The following is a 15,604-nucleotide window of genomic DNA, read 5'->3' on the forward strand; positions in this document are numbered from 1 at the left end:
TCCGCTATCTGCTGGAGGTTTGGAAAGATGAAATCTCGATTTCGGGCATAAAAAAAGGCTCCTTGGGGAGCCTGTCGTCTAGCGCATGGGTGGCTGTCGCCGGATGGTTACACCATCCTGCCCATGCGCTTTCCCACCACGATAAGAACCGTCGAAATTTTCATGGGGTCGAGTGATAGACAGAAAATTTCGAAGCGTCAACGCATCAAGCAATAAAAAATCGCGCCCTCTCCCGATCCAAGTAAAAAGCATGGCTTGCCGACAGGATTTTGTTAAGCCGCCGACCCTATGCTCCGCTATCTAACGCTCGAGGTAGCCGTTTGCTCAATAATGATCTGCAGACGTCCGGCAAGGCTGGAGATTTTGATCGCCGCGACAAACTAAAGCCGGGAAATCGCTTTCTCGGTCGCGTTGTCGCGTGCAACGGCTCTAGCGCGACCATTGCCGCCGTCGCCGAGAATGGCGGCACCGATCTCACGGAACTTTGGTCGGTCGGCAAGCTGATCTCCATCAGCGTCGGGGCCAATCGCGTCGCAGCCATGGTCTACGCCATGAACACCAGCAACATCGGCTGGGGCGAAGAGCAGGACAACCTCTTCCGTATCGAAGTGGAGCTGCTGGGCGAAGTCCGTGTCGAGCCCGATGGCCGCGAGGAATTCTCAAGCGGCATTTCCGCTTATCCTTATCTCGGCGCCATCGCGCATCGCATCCGCGCCAGCGACCTGATGCGTATTTTCGATGCCGGCAAAGACAGCAGCTGCGTCATCGGCAAGTTGACGCAGGACGAAAGCATCGATGCCGCCATCCACATCCCGTCGATGCTGTCGAAACATTTCGCCGTGGTCGGCTCCACAGGCGTCGGCAAATCGACCGCCGTCTCGCTTCTGCTGCATAAGGCAATCGGCGCCGATCCGAAGCTGCGGGTGCTGATCCTCGACCCGCACAACGAATTCGCCGCCGCCTTTCCGAGGCACTCCGTCGTCATCGATACCGATACGCTCGACCTGCCCTTCTGGCTGATGCGGCTCGAGGAATTCAGCGAAGTCGTCTTCCGTGGCCGTCCGGCGGTACCGGAAGAGCTCGATGCGCTGCGCGATCTCATTCCGGAGGCAAAACGCGCCTTTCGCGGCAGCGATTCAACCTTGATGCGTCGCCAGTCGGAAAAAGCATCGGTGACGGCGGATACGCCGGTTCCCTATCGCATGGCCGACCTGCTGGCGCTCATCGACGAACGCATCGGACGGCTGGAGGGGCGCCAGGAAAAGCCGCACCTGCGCTCGCTGAAAATGCGCGTCATCTCGGCAATCAACGATCCGCGCTATAATTTCATGTTCTCCAACAACACGATCACCGATACGATCATGGAGACCATTGCCGAGATCTTCCGCATTCCGGGCGATGGTAAGCCGATTTGCACCTTCCAGCTCGCCGGAATTCCTTCGGAAGTCGTCAATTCCGTCGCGTCAGTCCTATGCCGCATGGCGTTCGAGCTGACGCTCTGGAGCGATGGCGCGATCCATATGCTCGTCGTCTGCGAGGAAGCGCATCGCTATATCCCCGCCGATCCGACGCTCGGCTTCCTGCCCACTCGGCAGGCCATTTCCCGCATCGCCAAGGAGGGACGCAAATACGGCGTTTCGCTTGGCATCATCACCCAGCGTCCGGGCGAGCTCGACCAGACGATCCTGTCGCAATGCTCGACGCTGTTCGCCATGCGCCTTGCCAATGATCGCGACCAGGAAATCATCCGTTCGGCCATACCGAACTCCTCCATATCGACGACGAGCTTTCTATCATCCATAGGCAACGGCGAAGCCATCGCCTTCGGCGAAGCCATTGCCGTGCCGATGCGCATGCGTTTTTCCCGCGTGGCGGAGAATCTGCTGCCGAAAGCCAATGGCAGCGTGGCGAAAGCCAGCGAGGAATCGCCTGATACCGTCGACCTGCGGACCATTGTCAGCCGCATGCGCTCGATTTCCGCTCCCGATATTTCCGCCCTGCAGCAGAGCTACAATGCCGCGAGTGAAGTTACGCCTGAGATCAGGAACGATCTTGGCGATGCCCCTATCGAACAATCCGCAAGGCGCCCGATCGAGGCGACCTTGCCATCGATTGAACCCTATCGCCCGGACATGCTGCCGCGCGCCGACGCTCTGCCGCAGACGGCGGCCTCCATGCAGACATCGATCGACAGCAAGCTCGCGGAACTGCGCCGCGAAATCCGTGGCGACGACACGGCTGGCGCTCGCGCGATGCCGACGAGAGACCCCGCTCCGTCCCTGCGGCGGGAGCCCGGCCTTTCGCTGCGTGACAGTATCCTGAAGAAGCCGCTGAGCAGTCTTTACGACAAGGATTGATCGGTCAGCCTATGGGCTGATGCGCTCCCAGCTTTCGTCCATCTGATTGCGAAACCACGTCATCTGCCGTTTGGCATATTGCCGTGTAGCTGCCGCTCCGGTTTCCAGAACGTCCTCTCGCGTCATCTCGCCTCTTAGCATCGCGGCAATCTGCGACACGCCGATCGCCTTCATGACCGGCATCTCCGACGACAGTTCCAGCGCCAGCAGAGCCTGCACTTCGTCCGCAGCCCCCATCGCCAGCATCTTTTCAAAGCGGCTGTTGATGCGCTCGTGCAGCAAGGCACGGTCCGGCAACACCACGATCTTCCGGGCGCGCTCAGGATCGATCACGACTGGCCCGGTCTTCCCCTGAAAGGCGGCGATGGATTGGCCTGTCGCTTCGATCACCTCCAGGGCGCGAACGATGCGCTGGCCGTCCTGAGGATTGAGAGTTTCAGCAACGGCACCGTCGCGATCGGCAAGCTCGCGATGCAGCGCCTCGGCTCCCTCCGCCAGGAGTCGCGCGCGCAGACGGTTACGAATCTCAAGAGGAATGCCGGGCATGTCGGAAAGGCCACCTGTCAACGCTTTGAAGTAAAGCCCTGTTCCGCCGACGAAAACAGGCATTCGCCCCTCATCGCGCAATCGTTCCACCAATACGGCGGCCTCGCGCAGCCAGACGCCGGTGGAATAGGCTTGCGCTGCCGGCACATGACCATAAAGATGGTGCGGAATGCCCTCCATATCCGCCTGCGAAGGCCGAGCAGTCAGCACGCGTAACGTATCATAGACCTGCATGCTGTCGGCATTGATGACCACGCCGCCATGCGCACGCGCCAATTCAACCGCCAGTGCGGACTTGCCGCTGGCGGTCGGCCCGGTTATCAGGATCGCGTCGATATCGCTCACAAGGTTTCTGCTCATGGCCTTCGTTGCCACGCTTATTGCCAATCCGTCAAATCCCGTTCTTGCTCCGGCCATCGCTGAACAGGCAGCAGATGCCGTCAAGGCCTCAGGGCTCTATTGGCTGGCCGACGGCATCGCTTGCGATATCGCGCTGCGCGACGATGCCGACCTGCGGGCGGCGGAAGCCAACATCCTCGCCGTCATGGGCGGCGCGCCGATCGACCTGGTGATCCAGGAAGCCGAAACACGTCGCAAGAAACTGCTGATCGCCGACATGGACTCGACGATGATCGGCCAGGAATGCATCGACGAACTCGCGGCCGAAGTCGGCCTGAAGGAGAAGGTCGCCGACATCACGGCCCGCGCCATGAACGGCGAAATCGCCTTCGAGCCCGCCCTGCGCGAGCGTGTGGCCCTGCTGAAGGGCCTGCCGATTTCCGTGGTCGACGATGTCATCGCAAAACGCATCACCCTGACGCCGGGCGGTCCTGAGCTGATCGCCACGATGAAGGCGAAGGGGTATTACACTGCCCTCGTTTCCGGCGGCTTCACCGTCTTTACGAACCGCATCGGCGCGACATTGGGCTTCGACGAGGATCGCGCCAATATCCTGCTGGAAGAAAGAGGCGTCCTCACCGGCCTCGTCGAAGAACCGATCCTCGGCAAGCAGGCCAAGGTGGATGCGCTGACCGAGATCGCCGAAAAACTCGGCATTTTGACCGACGACGCGCTCGCCGTCGGTGACGGCGCCAACGATCTCGGCATGTTGCAGCTCGCCGGCTCCGGTGTCGCACTGCACGCCAAACCAACGGTTTCGGCACAGGCTCGCATGCGCATCGATCACGGCGATCTGACCGCCCTGCTCTATCTCCAGGGCTATCGAAAGAGCGACTTCATCAAACCATAGAAACGGCGGAAGCCGCCAATATCGGGTGCCATCGATGATCATCACCGAAACCGAACGCCTCATCATCCGCAACTGGCGCGAGACGGACCGCGATCTGGTCTTCGAGATCAATTCCGACGAGGCTGTGATGGAGTTCTTTCCCTTCCGCCGCAACCGTGCGGAAGCCGATGCCTTCTTCGACCGCGTCCACTCGATGATCGCCGAAACCGGCCTCGGCTTCTATGCACTGGAGGAAAAAGCCAGCGGCGAGACGATCGGCTTTTGCGGGCTGGCACGTGTCGATCACCTTGAGCCCCCCATAGCCAAGGGCACAATCGAAATCGGCTGGCGGCTCGCGGCTCGCTACTGGGGCAAGGGATTTGCCAGCGAGGCAGCGCGGGCGCTGCTCGCGCTTGGCTTCGAAAAGCTCGGTCTCGACCAGATCGTTTCCTTTGCCGTGCACGACAATACCAGGTCGACCTCCGTGATGGAGCGGATCGGCATGCATCGCGTCGCCGGTGGCGATTTCGACCATCCCAACGTGCCGGACACCTACCCACATTTGAAACGGCACGTGCTCTACCGCCTGACTGCGGATGAATGGCGCGTCGGGCGATGACCCTCCTCGAGACGTCCCGGCTGACCCTCCGGCCCTGCCGGGAAGAGGACCGCGATCTGTTCTACGAGCTCAGCTCCGATCCCGCCGTGCTTGCGTTCTTTCCCTTTCGCCGCAGTCGAGCAGATGCCGATACCGTCTTCACCATGATCCGGAGCATCGTCCCGGAACCCGGCTTCGATCTTCTGGTGATGGCTTTGAAGCAGAGCGGCGAAGCGATCGGCCTTTGCGGGCTGTCGAAGCCGCAGCTCGATCCCTATTTGCCGAAGGACGCGGTGGAAATCGGCTGGAGGATGTCAGCACGCCACTGGCGCAATGGCTATGCCACAGAAGCGGGTCTGGCGGTCCTGCGCCACGGCTTCGCGACGCTGAAGCTTGATGAAATCCTGTCGATCGCCGTTCACGACAACCGTCGCGCCCTGGCGGTCATGCGAAGGATCGGCATGCATCCTGATCCGGCGATCGACTTCGACCATCCGCAGATCCCGGACACGCATCCGCAATTAAGACGCCACGTCGTCTACCGCCTGCGTGCCGCCGAGTGGCGGTCGCAGCGGCAAACGGAAAACTGAAGTGTCTACTCGAGAGCAACAGCGATAAAGCGCAAGTCACCACTTGGAGACGCAATCATCAACTGCGCGTTTCGGCGCCCTTCCCGCTTCAGCGAGGCCACTTTTTCCGATGCGGCACTCGGCGTCTGCACGAATTCCTGCGCGACTTCGACGACAACATCCCCGGGCTTCAGGCCCTTCTCGGCGGCAGCCGAACCCGGTGCAACTTCCGTGATGACGACGCCATCGACGCTATCGGCGATACCGAAGCTCTTGCGGTTCTCGGCCGTCAGCGTCGCCAGCTTCATGCCGAGGATACTTGTGTTTGCCTGGGCCGGTGGCTGAGCCTGCGGCGACTGCTGCTGGTTGTCACCCTGGTCCTGTCCATCCATGCCATCATCATTGCCGCCATCGCCCCCGTCCGGATTGATGACGCCGTCATGATTGCCGTCGCCATCAGGCGCGAGCTGAGGCTGCTTGTCCTTGTCGGTGCTCGCCGCTGCCGCCTGATCGCTATTTTCCAGCCGGCCAAGCGTGACCTTGACGGTCTGCTCCTTGCCGTCGCGGAAGATGATCACATCCACTTCCTTGCCGACCGGGCTTTCAGCGACGACACGCGGCAGGTCGCGCATTTCAGCCACATCCTTGCCGTCGAATTTCAGGATGACGTCACCTGCCTTGATGGTGCCGTTGTCGACGGGGCCGCCCTTGATGACGCCGGCCACGAGTGCGCCCTTCGCGCTGCCGAGACCGAGACTGTTGGCGACATCATCCGTCACCGGCTGAATACGAACGCCGAGCCAGCCGCGACGGGTTTCGCCGAAATCCCTGAGCTGCTTGACGACGCCCTCGGCCAGCTCCGAAGGCACGGCAAAGCCGATGCCGATCGAGCCGCCGCTCGGGGAGATGATGGCCGTGTTGATGCCGATCACCTCACCCTTCATATTGAAGAGCGGGCCGCCGGAATTACCCTTGTTGATCGCCGCATCCGTCTGGATGAAGTTGTCGTACGGACCGGCATTGATGTTGCGCCCGCGCGCAGAAACGATACCGATGGTCACGGATCCACCCAGGCCGAAGGGATTGCCGATCGCCATCACCCAGTCACCGATCCTCATCTTGGAGGAATCGCCGAACTTCACCGCCGTCAGCGGATGCTTCGGCTCGACCTTGAGGAGCGAGAGATCGGTCTTCGTATCGGTTCCGATCAGCTTCGCCTTCAGCTTCGTCCCGTTCGGGAAGATCGCCTCGATATCATCGGCGCCTTCGATGACGTGGTTGTTAGTGACGATATAGCCGGCCGCATCGATGACGAAGCCAGAACCGAGCGAGCTTACCTTGCGGTTGCTGTCCTCGTTATTCCTGTTCTTGAAGAAATCGTTGAAGAAATCCTGGAACGGCGAATTGTCCGGCACCTTCGGCGTCGCCGGGCCGTCCCCCTCGTCCTTCACCTTCTGCGAGGTGGAGATGTTGACGACGGCATCGAGCAAACCGGAAGCAAGATCTGCAACCGAAGCGGGGCCGGCATTCATCGCCGGGTTCATCGTCATCGTCGGCGTGTCCGCAGGCGGCGTCTGGTTGTTGGTGGCTGCCGGTGCCTGAGCGCCCGCAGCCGCGCCGCTATTCTGCGTCTGCGCATAGGCCTGTTCGGCGCCACCGACGACGGGACCGGCAATCAGCGCCATGCTGGCCAGCAAAGCGAACGAACGTCTGAAAGGCAGGCGAATGGTCGGGGCCATCAGGCATCCTCATCGATAAAGGGAAATCTTGAATAAGCATCAACATAAGGCGGAATGATGAAGCGCGAAATCACCTTTTTGCGAAATCCCCGAACCTCAATCCGACCAAGGCATTTATGGCAAAGGTGATGTCGTTTCCGATAAAGAAAAGGGCCGCCGTGAGGCAGCCCTTGGATTTCAGCGGGTTGACGCCTCAGTTCGCCGGAGTCGTCGTCGGACTGGCCAGCGCCGGCGCGCCGGAATTGGGCGCGGTACCGTTGGGACTATCGAAGAACTTGAAGAAGTCCGACTTGTTCGGCGGCAGGACCAGCGTCTTGCCACCGGAAACGAACGCCTTGTTGTAGGCGGCCATCGTGCGATAGAATTCGTAGAAATTCGGATCGCGCGACGAGGCATCGGCGAAGATGCCGTTGCGCTCGGCTTCACCCTGACCACGCAGGACTTCCGAATCCTTCTGCGCATCCGCGATAAGCTCGACGACCTGACGGTCCGCGATCGCGCGGCGGCGCTGGCCTTCTTCGTTACCCCGTGCGCGGAGGAGCTCGGCTTCCGCCAAACGCTCGGCCTTCATACGATCGTAAGTATTCTGCGACACTTCCTGAGACAGGTCAGTGCGGCGGATGCGGACATCCTCGATGTTGAGACCAAGCGTCTCGGCATCGCGGCGCAGATCGTCGCGCACTTCGGTCATCATCGACGCGCGTTCGTTGGAAAGCGCCGCTTCGAAGTTGCGCAGACCGTAGACACGACGCAGCGAGGCGTCGAGGCGGGTTCTGAGACGGGATTCCGCCGCATCACGATCGCCCGACACCGCCTCGCGGAACTTGCGAGCATCGGTGATCTTGTAGACCACGAAAGCATCGACCTCGTAGAACTTGCCGCCCGACACCTGGACGCGGATATTGTCCAGATCGAAACGGAGTTCCTGCAGCTGTATGTATTGAACGCGGTCAGCATCCATGAAGGCGAAGGGCAGCTTGAAGTAGAGCCCCGGCTCCGCCTTGACTGCGCGGATCTGGCCGAAACGCAGGACGATAGCCTGCTCCCGGGCATTGACCACGAACACCGACGAATAAACGAGCAGCAGCAGCACCGCGAGCGCGATGAGAATGGTTGGTAAACGGCTGGACGTCATTATTTGGCCTCCGGCTGAGCTGCAGTGGCGGGCTTGCCCGCCCGCGTCGCGGGCTGCTTGCCGATGTCGTTCAGCGGCAGATAGGGCACGACGCCCTGCTTGTCGTCGATGATGACACTGTTGGAATTGCCGATAACGGTCTCCATGGTTTCAAGGAACAGCCGCTTGCGGGTGACTTCCGGTGCCTTGATGTACTCGTCGTAGATCGAGATGAAGCGCTGCGCCTCACCCTGAGCTTCCTTTACGACACGATCCTTGTAGGCAGCCGCTTCTTCGCGGATCTGAGCCGCGCGACCGCGGGCCTGACCGAGCTGCTGGTTGGCGTATTGATTGGCCTCTTCAACCTGCTGGTCTTCGTTCTGCTCGGCGCGCTGTACTTCTTCGAACGCATCGGCCACTTCGCGCGGCGGTGCTACATCCTCGATCGGCACGGCAGTAATGGCGAGGCCGGCGCCGTAGCGGTCCAGCGTATCCTGGATGATGGCCCTCACCTGAACGGCGATTTCCTGGCGGTTATCGCGATAGATGTCCTGGGCGGGACGGCGGCCGACGACTTCGCGCATGGCGCTTTCTGCAACCTGCTGCAGCGTTTCGTCGGGACTTTCGAGATTGAAGAGATAGGATTGCGGATTGGTTACCACAAAGAGAACCGAGAATTGGACGTTGACGATGTTCTGATCGCCCGTCAGCATCAGGCCGGCAGTCGAACCGGCGGCCGAGCGACCGCCGATATTGCGCTGCTGTTCCGTGACCTTCACGAACTCAACGCGATCCATCGGCCAGAAATGGAAATGCAGGCCGGGCATCGAGACTTCCGTGTTCGGCTTGCCGAAACGCAGTTCCACACCGCGCTCATCCGGCTGCACCGTATAGACGCACTGAATCAGCCAGAAAACACCGATAACCGCAGCGATGATAAGAAAGACGCCTGCATTGAAGCCACCAGGGATAAAGCCTTTCAACCGGTCCTGGCCGCGGCGAATAATATCCTCGAGATCCGGAGGCCCTCCGTTGCCGCTTCCCCGCGGCCGGTTCGGTCCTTGCCCCCAAGGTCCCTGATTATTTCCACCGCCGCCGCCGCCGCCCCACGGGCCACCGCCGCCGCCATTCTGATTGCTCCAAGGCATCAAAACCTCTTTGTTTGTTGACTCCCAGCACCGCGCCGAACCCGCAAAATTAGCAGGCGGCAGCGATTGCATCCCGTTATAGGTATCGACGCACCTGCTTTCAACGCAACTTCAGGAAGTTCGGCGGATTAACTGGAAAATATTTGAATTTTCAGGGCAGCCCTTATGCATTTCGCCTAAAATAACTGACGAAACGTGTCGGATAGGTGTCCTTCTCGCCGGCGGGCACGGCAAGCTCGCTGTCGACCTGCCAAAGGGCGGGATCGATGGCCGGGAAGGAGGTGTCGCCATCCACCTCCGCCTCGACATGCGTGATGAGCAACCGGTCGGCCAGACCGATCGCCTGCCGATAGATCTCGCCACCGCCCAGAATGCAGATCTCGTCGACGCCGCTCTCGGTCGCAAGGCGGGACGCGGCATCGATGGCTTCGCTCAGCGAATGCACCACCGTTACGCCTTCGGGCGAAAAGCTTTCATCGCGAGTGATGATGATGTTCGGTCGGCCGGGCAGCGGCTTGCCGATCGACTGGAATGTCTTGCGTCCCATGATGACGGGCTTGCCAAGGGTCATCGCCTTGAAGCGCTTGAGGTCAGACGACTGTCGCCAGGGCATGTCGCCGTCACGCCCGATAATGCCATTGCGCGAAACGGCAACGACGATGGTCTTGATCGGCTGGGTCATGCTTCCTCCCTCAAACAACGTCACCATCGCCATAGGCGAGTCGGCCTCATGATTCCATTGCATGATAGCGCTGACAGACCTTGGAAAGCACCCACCCGCCTGTAATCAACCGCCATTGTTGAGTTTATCGAGCTGTCCGGCCAGCACGCCGCCATCCTCGCGATCATCCGCCATCTTGCGGTAAAGACCGGCCATGCCTTTGAATATCAGCGCGGCCGGATCATCTTCGCCGAGGAAATCCGAAATCTCCTCCATCTCCGCGACCCAGCGATAGGCTTTCGGATACATGTCTGGGATGCCCTGCACAAATTTCGCATCGAGATCCGGCAGGCTTTCCTGGAGCTCGCGTTTCAGGGCCTCATCCGCTCCGGAGCGGATGGCGGCGAGCAGCATGGCGGTCCCAAGGCCCGTCACACCCTTGTTGATGCCGGCATAGCACATCTTCAGCGCCGATGCGGCGCCGATCGGCCCATCGATGCGGCGCACCTGAAGCCCGCGTTCGGACAGCATGGCGCTGCTGTCGGCCGCATCTCCGCTGACATAAAGCTTGGGTCCCTTCTGGCCGGGCTTCGGCGGGCCGCCGATGATGGAACCATCGAGAACCACGCCGCAATCGCTGGCAAAGATCGAGGCGACCTGCACCATCGTCTGCGGCGAAATCGCATTGCAATCCATGAACGTCGTCTTCGTGCCGCGTCGACGTACGGCTGCTGCGATCTGCTCCGCCACGCCGGTGGCGGCGGCGGGTGGAACGATGGAAAGGATGAGGCCGGCTCCGGCGATAGCGTCCAGCCCGACAACCTCCGTGCCCGCAGACTTCGCTCGATCGATCGTTGTCGCCGAGCGGCCCTCGAGATAGGTCAGCACCTTCGCGCCATTCTCGACCAAACGCCTCGCAATGGCGCTGCCCATCGCGCCGGCTCCGATGACTGCGATATCCACGACCGATCTCCCTCTTCACGCAAGGACGACAACATAGCGCCTCGCGATCAGGCCGACGAGCGGAATGCGGCGCGGTAACGATAAGTTTTGCGCATGGGCGATGGGCCAAAAAGCGATCGGCCAAGACAGGCACCATAGCTTTTTCTTATAGGCTGCCGACCATTTCGAAATGGGCAATCGTCGCGCTTCCCGTCATCCCTAGTCGCCAGTCAAGACCTATCAGGGCTCGTCAAACACGGTACGGCACCGCATCCGGACCGAGCGGTCTCGACGCGGTGTTGGCCGGAGACGGAGGAAAATGCTGATCCATTTATTTGATGGCCTCGCCCACGGCATGCTGCTGTTCGTGCTTTCGTGCGGGCTGGCCGTGGGAGAGCCCGTGCCGCAGCACGGCCCTCCTTGCAGGCCTTATCTGCAATCCGCCCCACCGACTTTTCGCATCTGGAACCACCAGTCGCATGTCGACGATCGCATTCATCGGCTTCCCCAAGACCTGTTTCTGCGCTTCGTCCGCGAAAGGGTGAACGCATCGCCGGAAGCAACTTAGCCGCCGCGACGCTTGCTCTACGCGTTGCGGAGAACAAGAACGGCATAGATGCAGGGCCTGCCGCTCTCGTTCTTGAACACGCAATTCGTCGGCGGGCCGAGCTCGAGGCAATCGCCTGCCGACATCCGATGCCTTGCATCGCCTTCGAGAAAAATCAGCTCGCCCTCCAGCACCCAAATGAGCTGCCGCATGAAAGCATAGGCCGATGCCGGCATGGGAACATCGGCTCCCGCGGGCAATTCGATGCGAACCAGATCCAGCGGCAGGTCCGACTTCGGGGACACATGCCGCCGCTCGTAGCCGGTCTGCGGATCGACCCACACGGGCTGATCCTCCTTCTTCAGGAAACGGCCCTGCTGCATTTCAGCACGTGCCATCAATGTCGACATGCTCAGGCTGAAAGCACCCGACAGCTTGCCGAGCAGCGTTGCCGTCGGACTGCTCTCGCCACGCTCGATCTTGTGGATCATGGCGCGGGAAACGGCGGAACGTTCGGCAAGCTCTGTCAGCGACCAGCCGCGGCTCTCGCGTTCGATGCGAATGCGCGCACCGATGCGCTTGTCGATTTCATCAAGTTGAGACATCGTTTTACTATAGTAGACTTTCCTGAGGATGGCAATATGGAAATCCACAACAATTCTATAGCTAAATAATTGATATATTGACGTAATATGTAAAAGTTAATTCATGCCTTAGGCCGCCCCGTTATCAGCTTGCCGGTTTTTATGATAACATAGTGGACAAGCGCAGAAATCGGCGTATGACAAAGTGAAACGATCAATCACACCAGAATCCAATTTAGTGGATAGCTTCACGGAGCAATCGATGCAAATTCGCGATGCCAATGACGAAGATGTCGCGGGAATAACCGCGATCTACAACGACGCCGTCGTCAACACAGCCGCGATCTGGAACGAGACACAGGTCGATACGGACAATCGAAAGCGATGGCTGCAGGATCGACGCAGGCTGGGCTATCCGGTGCTGGTCGCCATTGACGATCGCGGCGAAGTCGTCGGATATGCCTCATTCGGCGATTGGCGGGCCTTCGACGGCTATCGGCATACGGTCGAGCATTCCGTCTATGTCCGAAATGATCAATATCGAAGCGGAATCGGCAGGGCGTTGATGGTCGAGCTGATCGAGCGCGCCAAAACCATCGGAAAGCATGCGATGATCGCCGGCATCGAGGCCGGAAATGTCGCTTCGATCAGGCTCCATGAGAAGCTCGGCTTTCAGCAGGTCGGCCTTCTCCCGGAAGTCGGCACGAAATTCGGCCGATGGCTCGATCTGGCGTTCCTGCAACTGCTGCTCGATCGGCGCACTGAGCCCGATTCCCCACCGACAGCCTGAAAGCGCCGGATACAATGGCAATCACGGTCGCAACGTTCGTTCTCTCGGGCTAACATTCGTTGCCGGCCGAAACGCCGCCTAGACGGCAACCTCAGCCGCAATCGCCGCGTGCGGCTCGTAGCCTACGACTTCGAAATCCTCGATGCGGTAGCCGTCTATGCTGTCGGGCCGACGCAGCAAGCGCAGGGTCGGGAACGGCCTGGGTTCGCGGCTCAACTGCTCACGGATCGCATCCAGATGGTTGAGATAGAGGTGCACGTCGCCGCCCGACCAGACCAGTTCCCCCACGTCCATATCGACCTGCTGCGCAACCATGGCCAGCAAGGCCGCCTGCTGCGAGATATTGAAGGGGTTCCCCAGGAACAGATCGCACGAGCGCTGGAAGACCATCAGGCTGAGGCGCGGACGCCGGCCTTCGGCGCCGGATATGTTCGACACATGGAACTGATAGACCATGTGGCAGGGATGCAGCGCCATGTCGGCCAATTCGCCGACATTCCACGCATGGAAGATCATCCGGCGGCTGCTGGGATTGGTTTTCAGGTCGTGAATGACCGATGCGAGCTGATCATGCACCCGGCCCTCGGCATCGCGCCACTGGCGCCATTGCTTGCCATAGACCGGGCCGAGATCGCCCCATTCGAGCGCAAAAGCCTCGTCAGCCAGAATCCGCGCCTCGAAAGCGATCTGATCGATGTTCTCGCCGGTGGCCTTTCGATATTTCGCCAACGGCCAATCGGTCCAGATCCGCACGTTTTCCTTAAGGAGGTTGCGGATGTTTGTGTCACCCGTCAGGAACCAGAGCATCTCCTTGACGGCGAGCTTCCAGTAGACGCGCTTGGTCGTGAAGACCGGGAACTGCCCCTTCGAGAGATCGAAGCGCATCATCGCTCCGAGACCGCTCAGGGTGCCGACGCCCGTTCTATCGATCCGGCGATCACCGTTCTCGAGCAGGTGCGCCATCAGGTCGAGATATTGATACTCCGGGTGGCGAACCATCTTCAGCTCCGAAATCGCTCTTGAAGTTTTCCGGGCAGCGCGAGTGCCGCCAGCGGCAGTTCGCCGCCGCGCGCCCGGCCGATTCCTTTTTCGCAATTCTAGTGACAAGCTGGTGGGAAACCAACCGCGGCTGACAATAATCTCACCGATTCTCTGCCTTCCTGTCGCAAACCGATGTTTCAGCAAAGCATTTATGACAATTGCCCTTCCCTTCGCCTGCGGAAAACACTATATCAGCCATGCCGGTCTTCGGGCCGGCTATGGCGATAAATGAGCGGTGTAATAAACCTATTGGACCCGGGGGCGGTACCCGGCGCCTCCACCAAAAACCGGCCGGCTAACTGGCGTCAGACCGGCTTTTGATGGGGGCGAAACAGGATCGACAAGGGTGTAAAGATCGACTTTTTGCTCGGCATTGTACCGCCGTTATCGGGCTAAAATTGTAGTTGCAAACGACAACTATGCGGAAGCTCGTCTCGCTGCTTAATCGCGGTGTGACACTTCAAATAAAGTCCTAAGGGGTCGCACTCTTAGGCGGGGTTCGAAGGCACCTGGCAACAGAAGCCTTCACCTTATCCTCCAGTGCTATATTATATATGACGAGGCGATGACTCGCGCACGGGGCTTTCCCGTCGACGTTCGGCGTGGCATAAGCCTTACAAAAAGCATGGGCCAACGAAAGACAGGAAAGCATGGCGCAGGATCATATCCGCTACGACATTTTGGCACAGGACGCCCTGCGTGGAGTCATACGCAAGGTGTTGACCGAGGTTGGCGCCACCGGCCGTTTGCCCGGTGATCATCATTTCTTCATCACCTTTCTGACGGGCGCTCCCGGTGTGCGCATTTCGCAGCACCTGAAGTCGAAGTATCCAGAGCAGATGACCATCGTCATCCAGCATCAGTTCTGGGATATGAAAGTCACTGAGAGCCAGTTCGAGATCGGCCTGTCTTTCTCCGATGTCCCCGAAAAGCTGGTCATCCCCTTCAACGCGGTCCGCGGCTTCTACGATCCTTCCGTCAACTTCGAACTGGAGTTCGACGTGCCGTTGGCCGACGACGAGGAAATCACTTCCAGCGAGATCACCGCCTATCCCGTGACGGCCGAACACGCCGAAGAGCCGGCAGCGGCCAAGGACGGCGAGGAAAAGAAGCCTGGTTCCGTCGTCTCTCTCGACGCATTCCGCAAGAAGCAGTGAGCATGTCGGGGAAGCATCCGCTTCCCCTTTCTACATCGGCAACGGGAAAAGATCGATGAACGCCGAAATCGTCAATCTGCGCCAGTTCCGCAAGAAACAGGCTCGTTCCGAGAAAGAAAAGCAGGCAGAACAGAACCGCATCACGTTCGGCCGCACCAAGACGGAAAAGAACCTGACGAAAGCGCTCAACGACAAGGCCACAAAAGAACACGAGGCCGGCCGCAGGGAGACGCCAGAAACAGACGACTGACTACTGCGCCAGAATTAAAAAACTTCCGAAATCAGTTGCTTACCCGTGCATTTTGAATCACGTTACCAATATCCCACCGTTTCCGATTTTTTTGATCGACCCGCCGATGATCCGTAAACATTCCGCGACGCTGCATGGCCATCGCACGAGCTTTTCCCTTGAGGATGCCTTCTGGACAGAACTGAAGGCAATCGCCAATGTACGCGGCACGTCGCTCGCAGCGCTGATTTCCGAAATCGACGACGGACGCGATGCAGAGAGCAACCTCTCCTCCGCGCTGCGCCTCTATGTTCTCAAGTGGCTGAAAGAACGCAACTAGCGTCACTGCTCCAG

At 59.7% G+C, this 15,604-nt stretch carries 17 protein-coding genes and 1 other RNA gene; 10 read left to right on the forward strand and 8 right to left on the reverse strand.

The features are described 5' to 3' along the window. Positions 1–320 precede the first annotated feature (320 nt). Complete coding sequence (locus AB8B29_RS09155) at positions 321–2,357, forward strand: helicase HerA domain-containing protein (RefSeq protein ID WP_113119334.1); 2,037 nt, start codon at positions 321–323, stop codon at positions 2,355–2,357. 9 nt (positions 2,358–2,366) lie between these two features. On the opposite strand, the gene miaA is transcribed toward AB8B29_RS09155, so the two are convergent. Further along, positions 2,367–3,263, reverse strand: a complete 897-nt coding sequence (gene miaA / locus AB8B29_RS09160; protein ID WP_113119335.1) for a tRNA (adenosine(37)-N6)-dimethylallyltransferase MiaA — start codon at positions 3,261–3,263, stop codon at positions 2,367–2,369. Between miaA and serB the strand changes: the two genes are divergently transcribed. The 3 genes from serB to AB8B29_RS09175 are packed head-to-tail and all read left to right on the forward strand — an operon-like array spanning position 3,262 to position 5,319. Further along, positions 3,262–4,152: a phosphoserine phosphatase SerB gene (gene serB / locus AB8B29_RS09165; protein ID WP_113119336.1), complete on the forward strand. Its 891-nt coding sequence runs from the start codon at positions 3,262–3,264 to the stop codon at positions 4,150–4,152. The two genes, miaA and serB, sit on opposite strands and share 2 nt — an antisense overlap. A gap of 34 nt (positions 4,153–4,186) precedes the next feature. Further along, complete coding sequence (locus AB8B29_RS09170; RefSeq protein ID WP_037202675.1) at positions 4,187–4,750, forward strand: GNAT family N-acetyltransferase; 564 nt, start codon at positions 4,187–4,189, stop codon at positions 4,748–4,750. Continuing rightward, entirely contained in the window at positions 4,747–5,319 is a 573-nt protein-coding gene (locus AB8B29_RS09175) for a GNAT family N-acetyltransferase (RefSeq protein WP_037202874.1), read from the forward strand. Before AB8B29_RS09170 ends, AB8B29_RS09175 begins: the two co-directional genes overlap by 4 nt. Positions 5,320–5,324: 5 nt before the next feature. Here the strand turns inward: AB8B29_RS09175 and AB8B29_RS09180 are convergent, their stop codons facing one another. From AB8B29_RS09180 to AB8B29_RS09200, 5 genes are all read right to left on the reverse strand, one after another. Continuing rightward, entirely contained in the window at positions 5,325–7,037 is a 1,713-nt protein-coding gene (locus AB8B29_RS09180; protein WP_037202676.1) for a DegQ family serine endoprotease, read from the reverse strand. Positions 7,038–7,230: 193 nt separating this feature from the next. After that, positions 7,231–8,172, reverse strand: a complete 942-nt coding sequence (gene hflC, locus AB8B29_RS09185; protein WP_037202677.1) for a protease modulator HflC — start codon at positions 8,170–8,172, stop codon at positions 7,231–7,233. After that, positions 8,172–9,299, reverse strand: coding sequence for an FtsH protease activity modulator HflK (gene hflK / locus AB8B29_RS09190; protein WP_113119337.1), 1,128 nt, complete (start codon positions 9,297–9,299; stop codon positions 8,172–8,174). The genes hflC and hflK overlap by 1 nt, the downstream gene beginning before the upstream one ends. Before the next feature lie 163 nt (positions 9,300–9,462). Further along, positions 9,463–9,981: a dihydrofolate reductase gene (locus tag AB8B29_RS09195; protein ID WP_037202679.1), complete on the reverse strand. Its 519-nt coding sequence runs from the start codon at positions 9,979–9,981 to the stop codon at positions 9,463–9,465. A 105-nt stretch (positions 9,982–10,086) separates the two neighbouring features. Continuing rightward, the gene (locus AB8B29_RS09200; RefSeq protein WP_113119338.1) at positions 10,087–10,923 is read right to left on the reverse strand and encodes an NAD(P)-dependent oxidoreductase; all 837 of its coding nucleotides are present in this window, start codon (positions 10,921–10,923) and stop codon (positions 10,087–10,089) included. Between the two features lie 298 nt (positions 10,924–11,221). On the opposite strand from AB8B29_RS09200, the gene AB8B29_RS09205 reads away from it, so the two are divergent. After that, positions 11,222–11,470 (forward strand): hypothetical protein, encoded by a 249-nt coding sequence (locus AB8B29_RS09205; protein ID WP_113119339.1) that lies wholly within the window; start codon positions 11,222–11,224, stop codon positions 11,468–11,470. Positions 11,471–11,487: 17 nt separating this feature from the next. Here AB8B29_RS09205 and AB8B29_RS09210 read toward each other — a convergent pair whose 3' ends face one another. Then, complete coding sequence (locus AB8B29_RS09210; protein WP_037202681.1) at positions 11,488–12,054, reverse strand: helix-turn-helix domain-containing protein; 567 nt, start codon at positions 12,052–12,054, stop codon at positions 11,488–11,490. 241 nt (positions 12,055–12,295) lie between these two features. Between AB8B29_RS09210 and AB8B29_RS09215 the strand changes: the two genes are divergently transcribed. Further along, positions 12,296–12,823 carry a GNAT family N-acetyltransferase gene (locus tag AB8B29_RS09215; protein ID WP_037202682.1) on the forward strand — a complete coding sequence of 176 codons (528 nt, stop codon included), beginning with the start codon at positions 12,296–12,298 and terminating at the stop codon, positions 12,821–12,823. Between the two features lie 78 nt (positions 12,824–12,901). Here AB8B29_RS09215 and AB8B29_RS09220 read toward each other — a convergent pair whose 3' ends face one another. Next, positions 12,902–13,822, reverse strand: a complete 921-nt coding sequence (locus tag AB8B29_RS09220; RefSeq protein WP_113119340.1) for a thymidylate synthase — start codon at positions 13,820–13,822, stop codon at positions 12,902–12,904. 202 nt (positions 13,823–14,024) lie between these two features. Between AB8B29_RS09220 and ssrA the strand changes: the two genes are divergently transcribed. From ssrA to AB8B29_RS09240, 4 genes are all read left to right on the forward strand, one after another. Beyond that, positions 14,025–14,394, forward strand: a transfer-messenger RNA (tmRNA) gene (gene ssrA / locus AB8B29_RS09225). A gap of 120 nt (positions 14,395–14,514) precedes the next feature. Further along, entirely contained in the window at positions 14,515–15,021 is a 507-nt protein-coding gene (locus AB8B29_RS09230) for an SspB family protein (RefSeq protein ID WP_037202684.1), read from the forward strand. Between the two features lie 55 nt (positions 15,022–15,076). Next, positions 15,077–15,271 carry a DUF4169 family protein gene (locus AB8B29_RS09235; protein WP_037202685.1) on the forward strand — a complete coding sequence of 65 codons (195 nt, stop codon included), beginning with the start codon at positions 15,077–15,079 and terminating at the stop codon, positions 15,269–15,271. A gap of 106 nt (positions 15,272–15,377) precedes the next feature. Beyond that, positions 15,378–15,590, forward strand: a complete 213-nt coding sequence (locus tag AB8B29_RS09240) for a ribbon-helix-helix domain-containing protein (RefSeq protein WP_037202875.1) — start codon at positions 15,378–15,380, stop codon at positions 15,588–15,590. Positions 15,591–15,604: the final 14 nt, after the last annotated feature.

Origin of the sequence: Rhizobium sp. 11_C7_N12_5 (assembly GCF_051811145.1) — a bacterium.
Taxonomy (GTDB): Bacteria; Pseudomonadota; Alphaproteobacteria; order Rhizobiales; family Rhizobiaceae; genus Rhizobium; species Rhizobium lusitanum.

What these genes read in the sequence shown, in the direction of transcription:
- AB8B29_RS09230 (WP_037202684.1), top strand. Translation starts at nt 14,515, where the DNA reads ATGGCGCAGGATCATATCCGCTACGACATTTTGGCACAGGACGCCCTG.
- AB8B29_RS09210 (WP_037202681.1), bottom strand. Translation starts at nt 12,054, where the DNA reads ATGTCTCAACTTGATGAAATCGACAAGCGCATCGGTGCGCGCATTCGC.
- AB8B29_RS09235 (WP_037202685.1), top strand. Translation starts at nt 15,077, where the DNA reads ATGAACGCCGAAATCGTCAATCTGCGCCAGTTCCGCAAGAAACAGGCT.
- AB8B29_RS09175 (WP_037202874.1), top strand. Translation starts at nt 4,747, where the DNA reads ATGACCCTCCTCGAGACGTCCCGGCTGACCCTCCGGCCCTGCCGGGAA.
- serB (WP_113119336.1), top strand. Translation starts at nt 3,262, where the DNA reads ATGGCCTTCGTTGCCACGCTTATTGCCAATCCGTCAAATCCCGTTCTT.
- hflC (WP_037202677.1), bottom strand. Translation starts at nt 8,172, where the DNA reads ATGACGTCCAGCCGTTTACCAACCATTCTCATCGCGCTCGCGGTGCTG.
- miaA (WP_113119335.1), bottom strand. Translation starts at nt 3,263, where the DNA reads ATGAGCAGAAACCTTGTGAGCGATATCGACGCGATCCTGATAACCGGG.
- AB8B29_RS09220 (WP_113119340.1), bottom strand. Translation starts at nt 13,822, where the DNA reads ATGGTTCGCCACCCGGAGTATCAATATCTCGACCTGATGGCGCACCTG.
- hflK (WP_113119337.1), bottom strand. Translation starts at nt 9,299, where the DNA reads ATGCCTTGGAGCAATCAGAATGGCGGCGGCGGTGGCCCGTGGGGCGGC.
- AB8B29_RS09180 (WP_037202676.1), bottom strand. Translation starts at nt 7,037, where the DNA reads ATGGCCCCGACCATTCGCCTGCCTTTCAGACGTTCGTTCGCTTTGCTG.
- AB8B29_RS09170 (WP_037202675.1), top strand. Translation starts at nt 4,187, where the DNA reads ATGATCATCACCGAAACCGAACGCCTCATCATCCGCAACTGGCGCGAG.
- AB8B29_RS09195 (WP_037202679.1), bottom strand. Translation starts at nt 9,981, where the DNA reads ATGACCCAGCCGATCAAGACCATCGTCGTTGCCGTTTCGCGCAATGGC.
- AB8B29_RS09205 (WP_113119339.1), top strand. Translation starts at nt 11,222, where the DNA reads ATGCTGATCCATTTATTTGATGGCCTCGCCCACGGCATGCTGCTGTTC.
- AB8B29_RS09240 (WP_037202875.1), top strand. Translation starts at nt 15,378, where the DNA reads ATGATCCGTAAACATTCCGCGACGCTGCATGGCCATCGCACGAGCTTT.
- AB8B29_RS09215 (WP_037202682.1), top strand. Translation starts at nt 12,296, where the DNA reads ATGCAAATTCGCGATGCCAATGACGAAGATGTCGCGGGAATAACCGCG.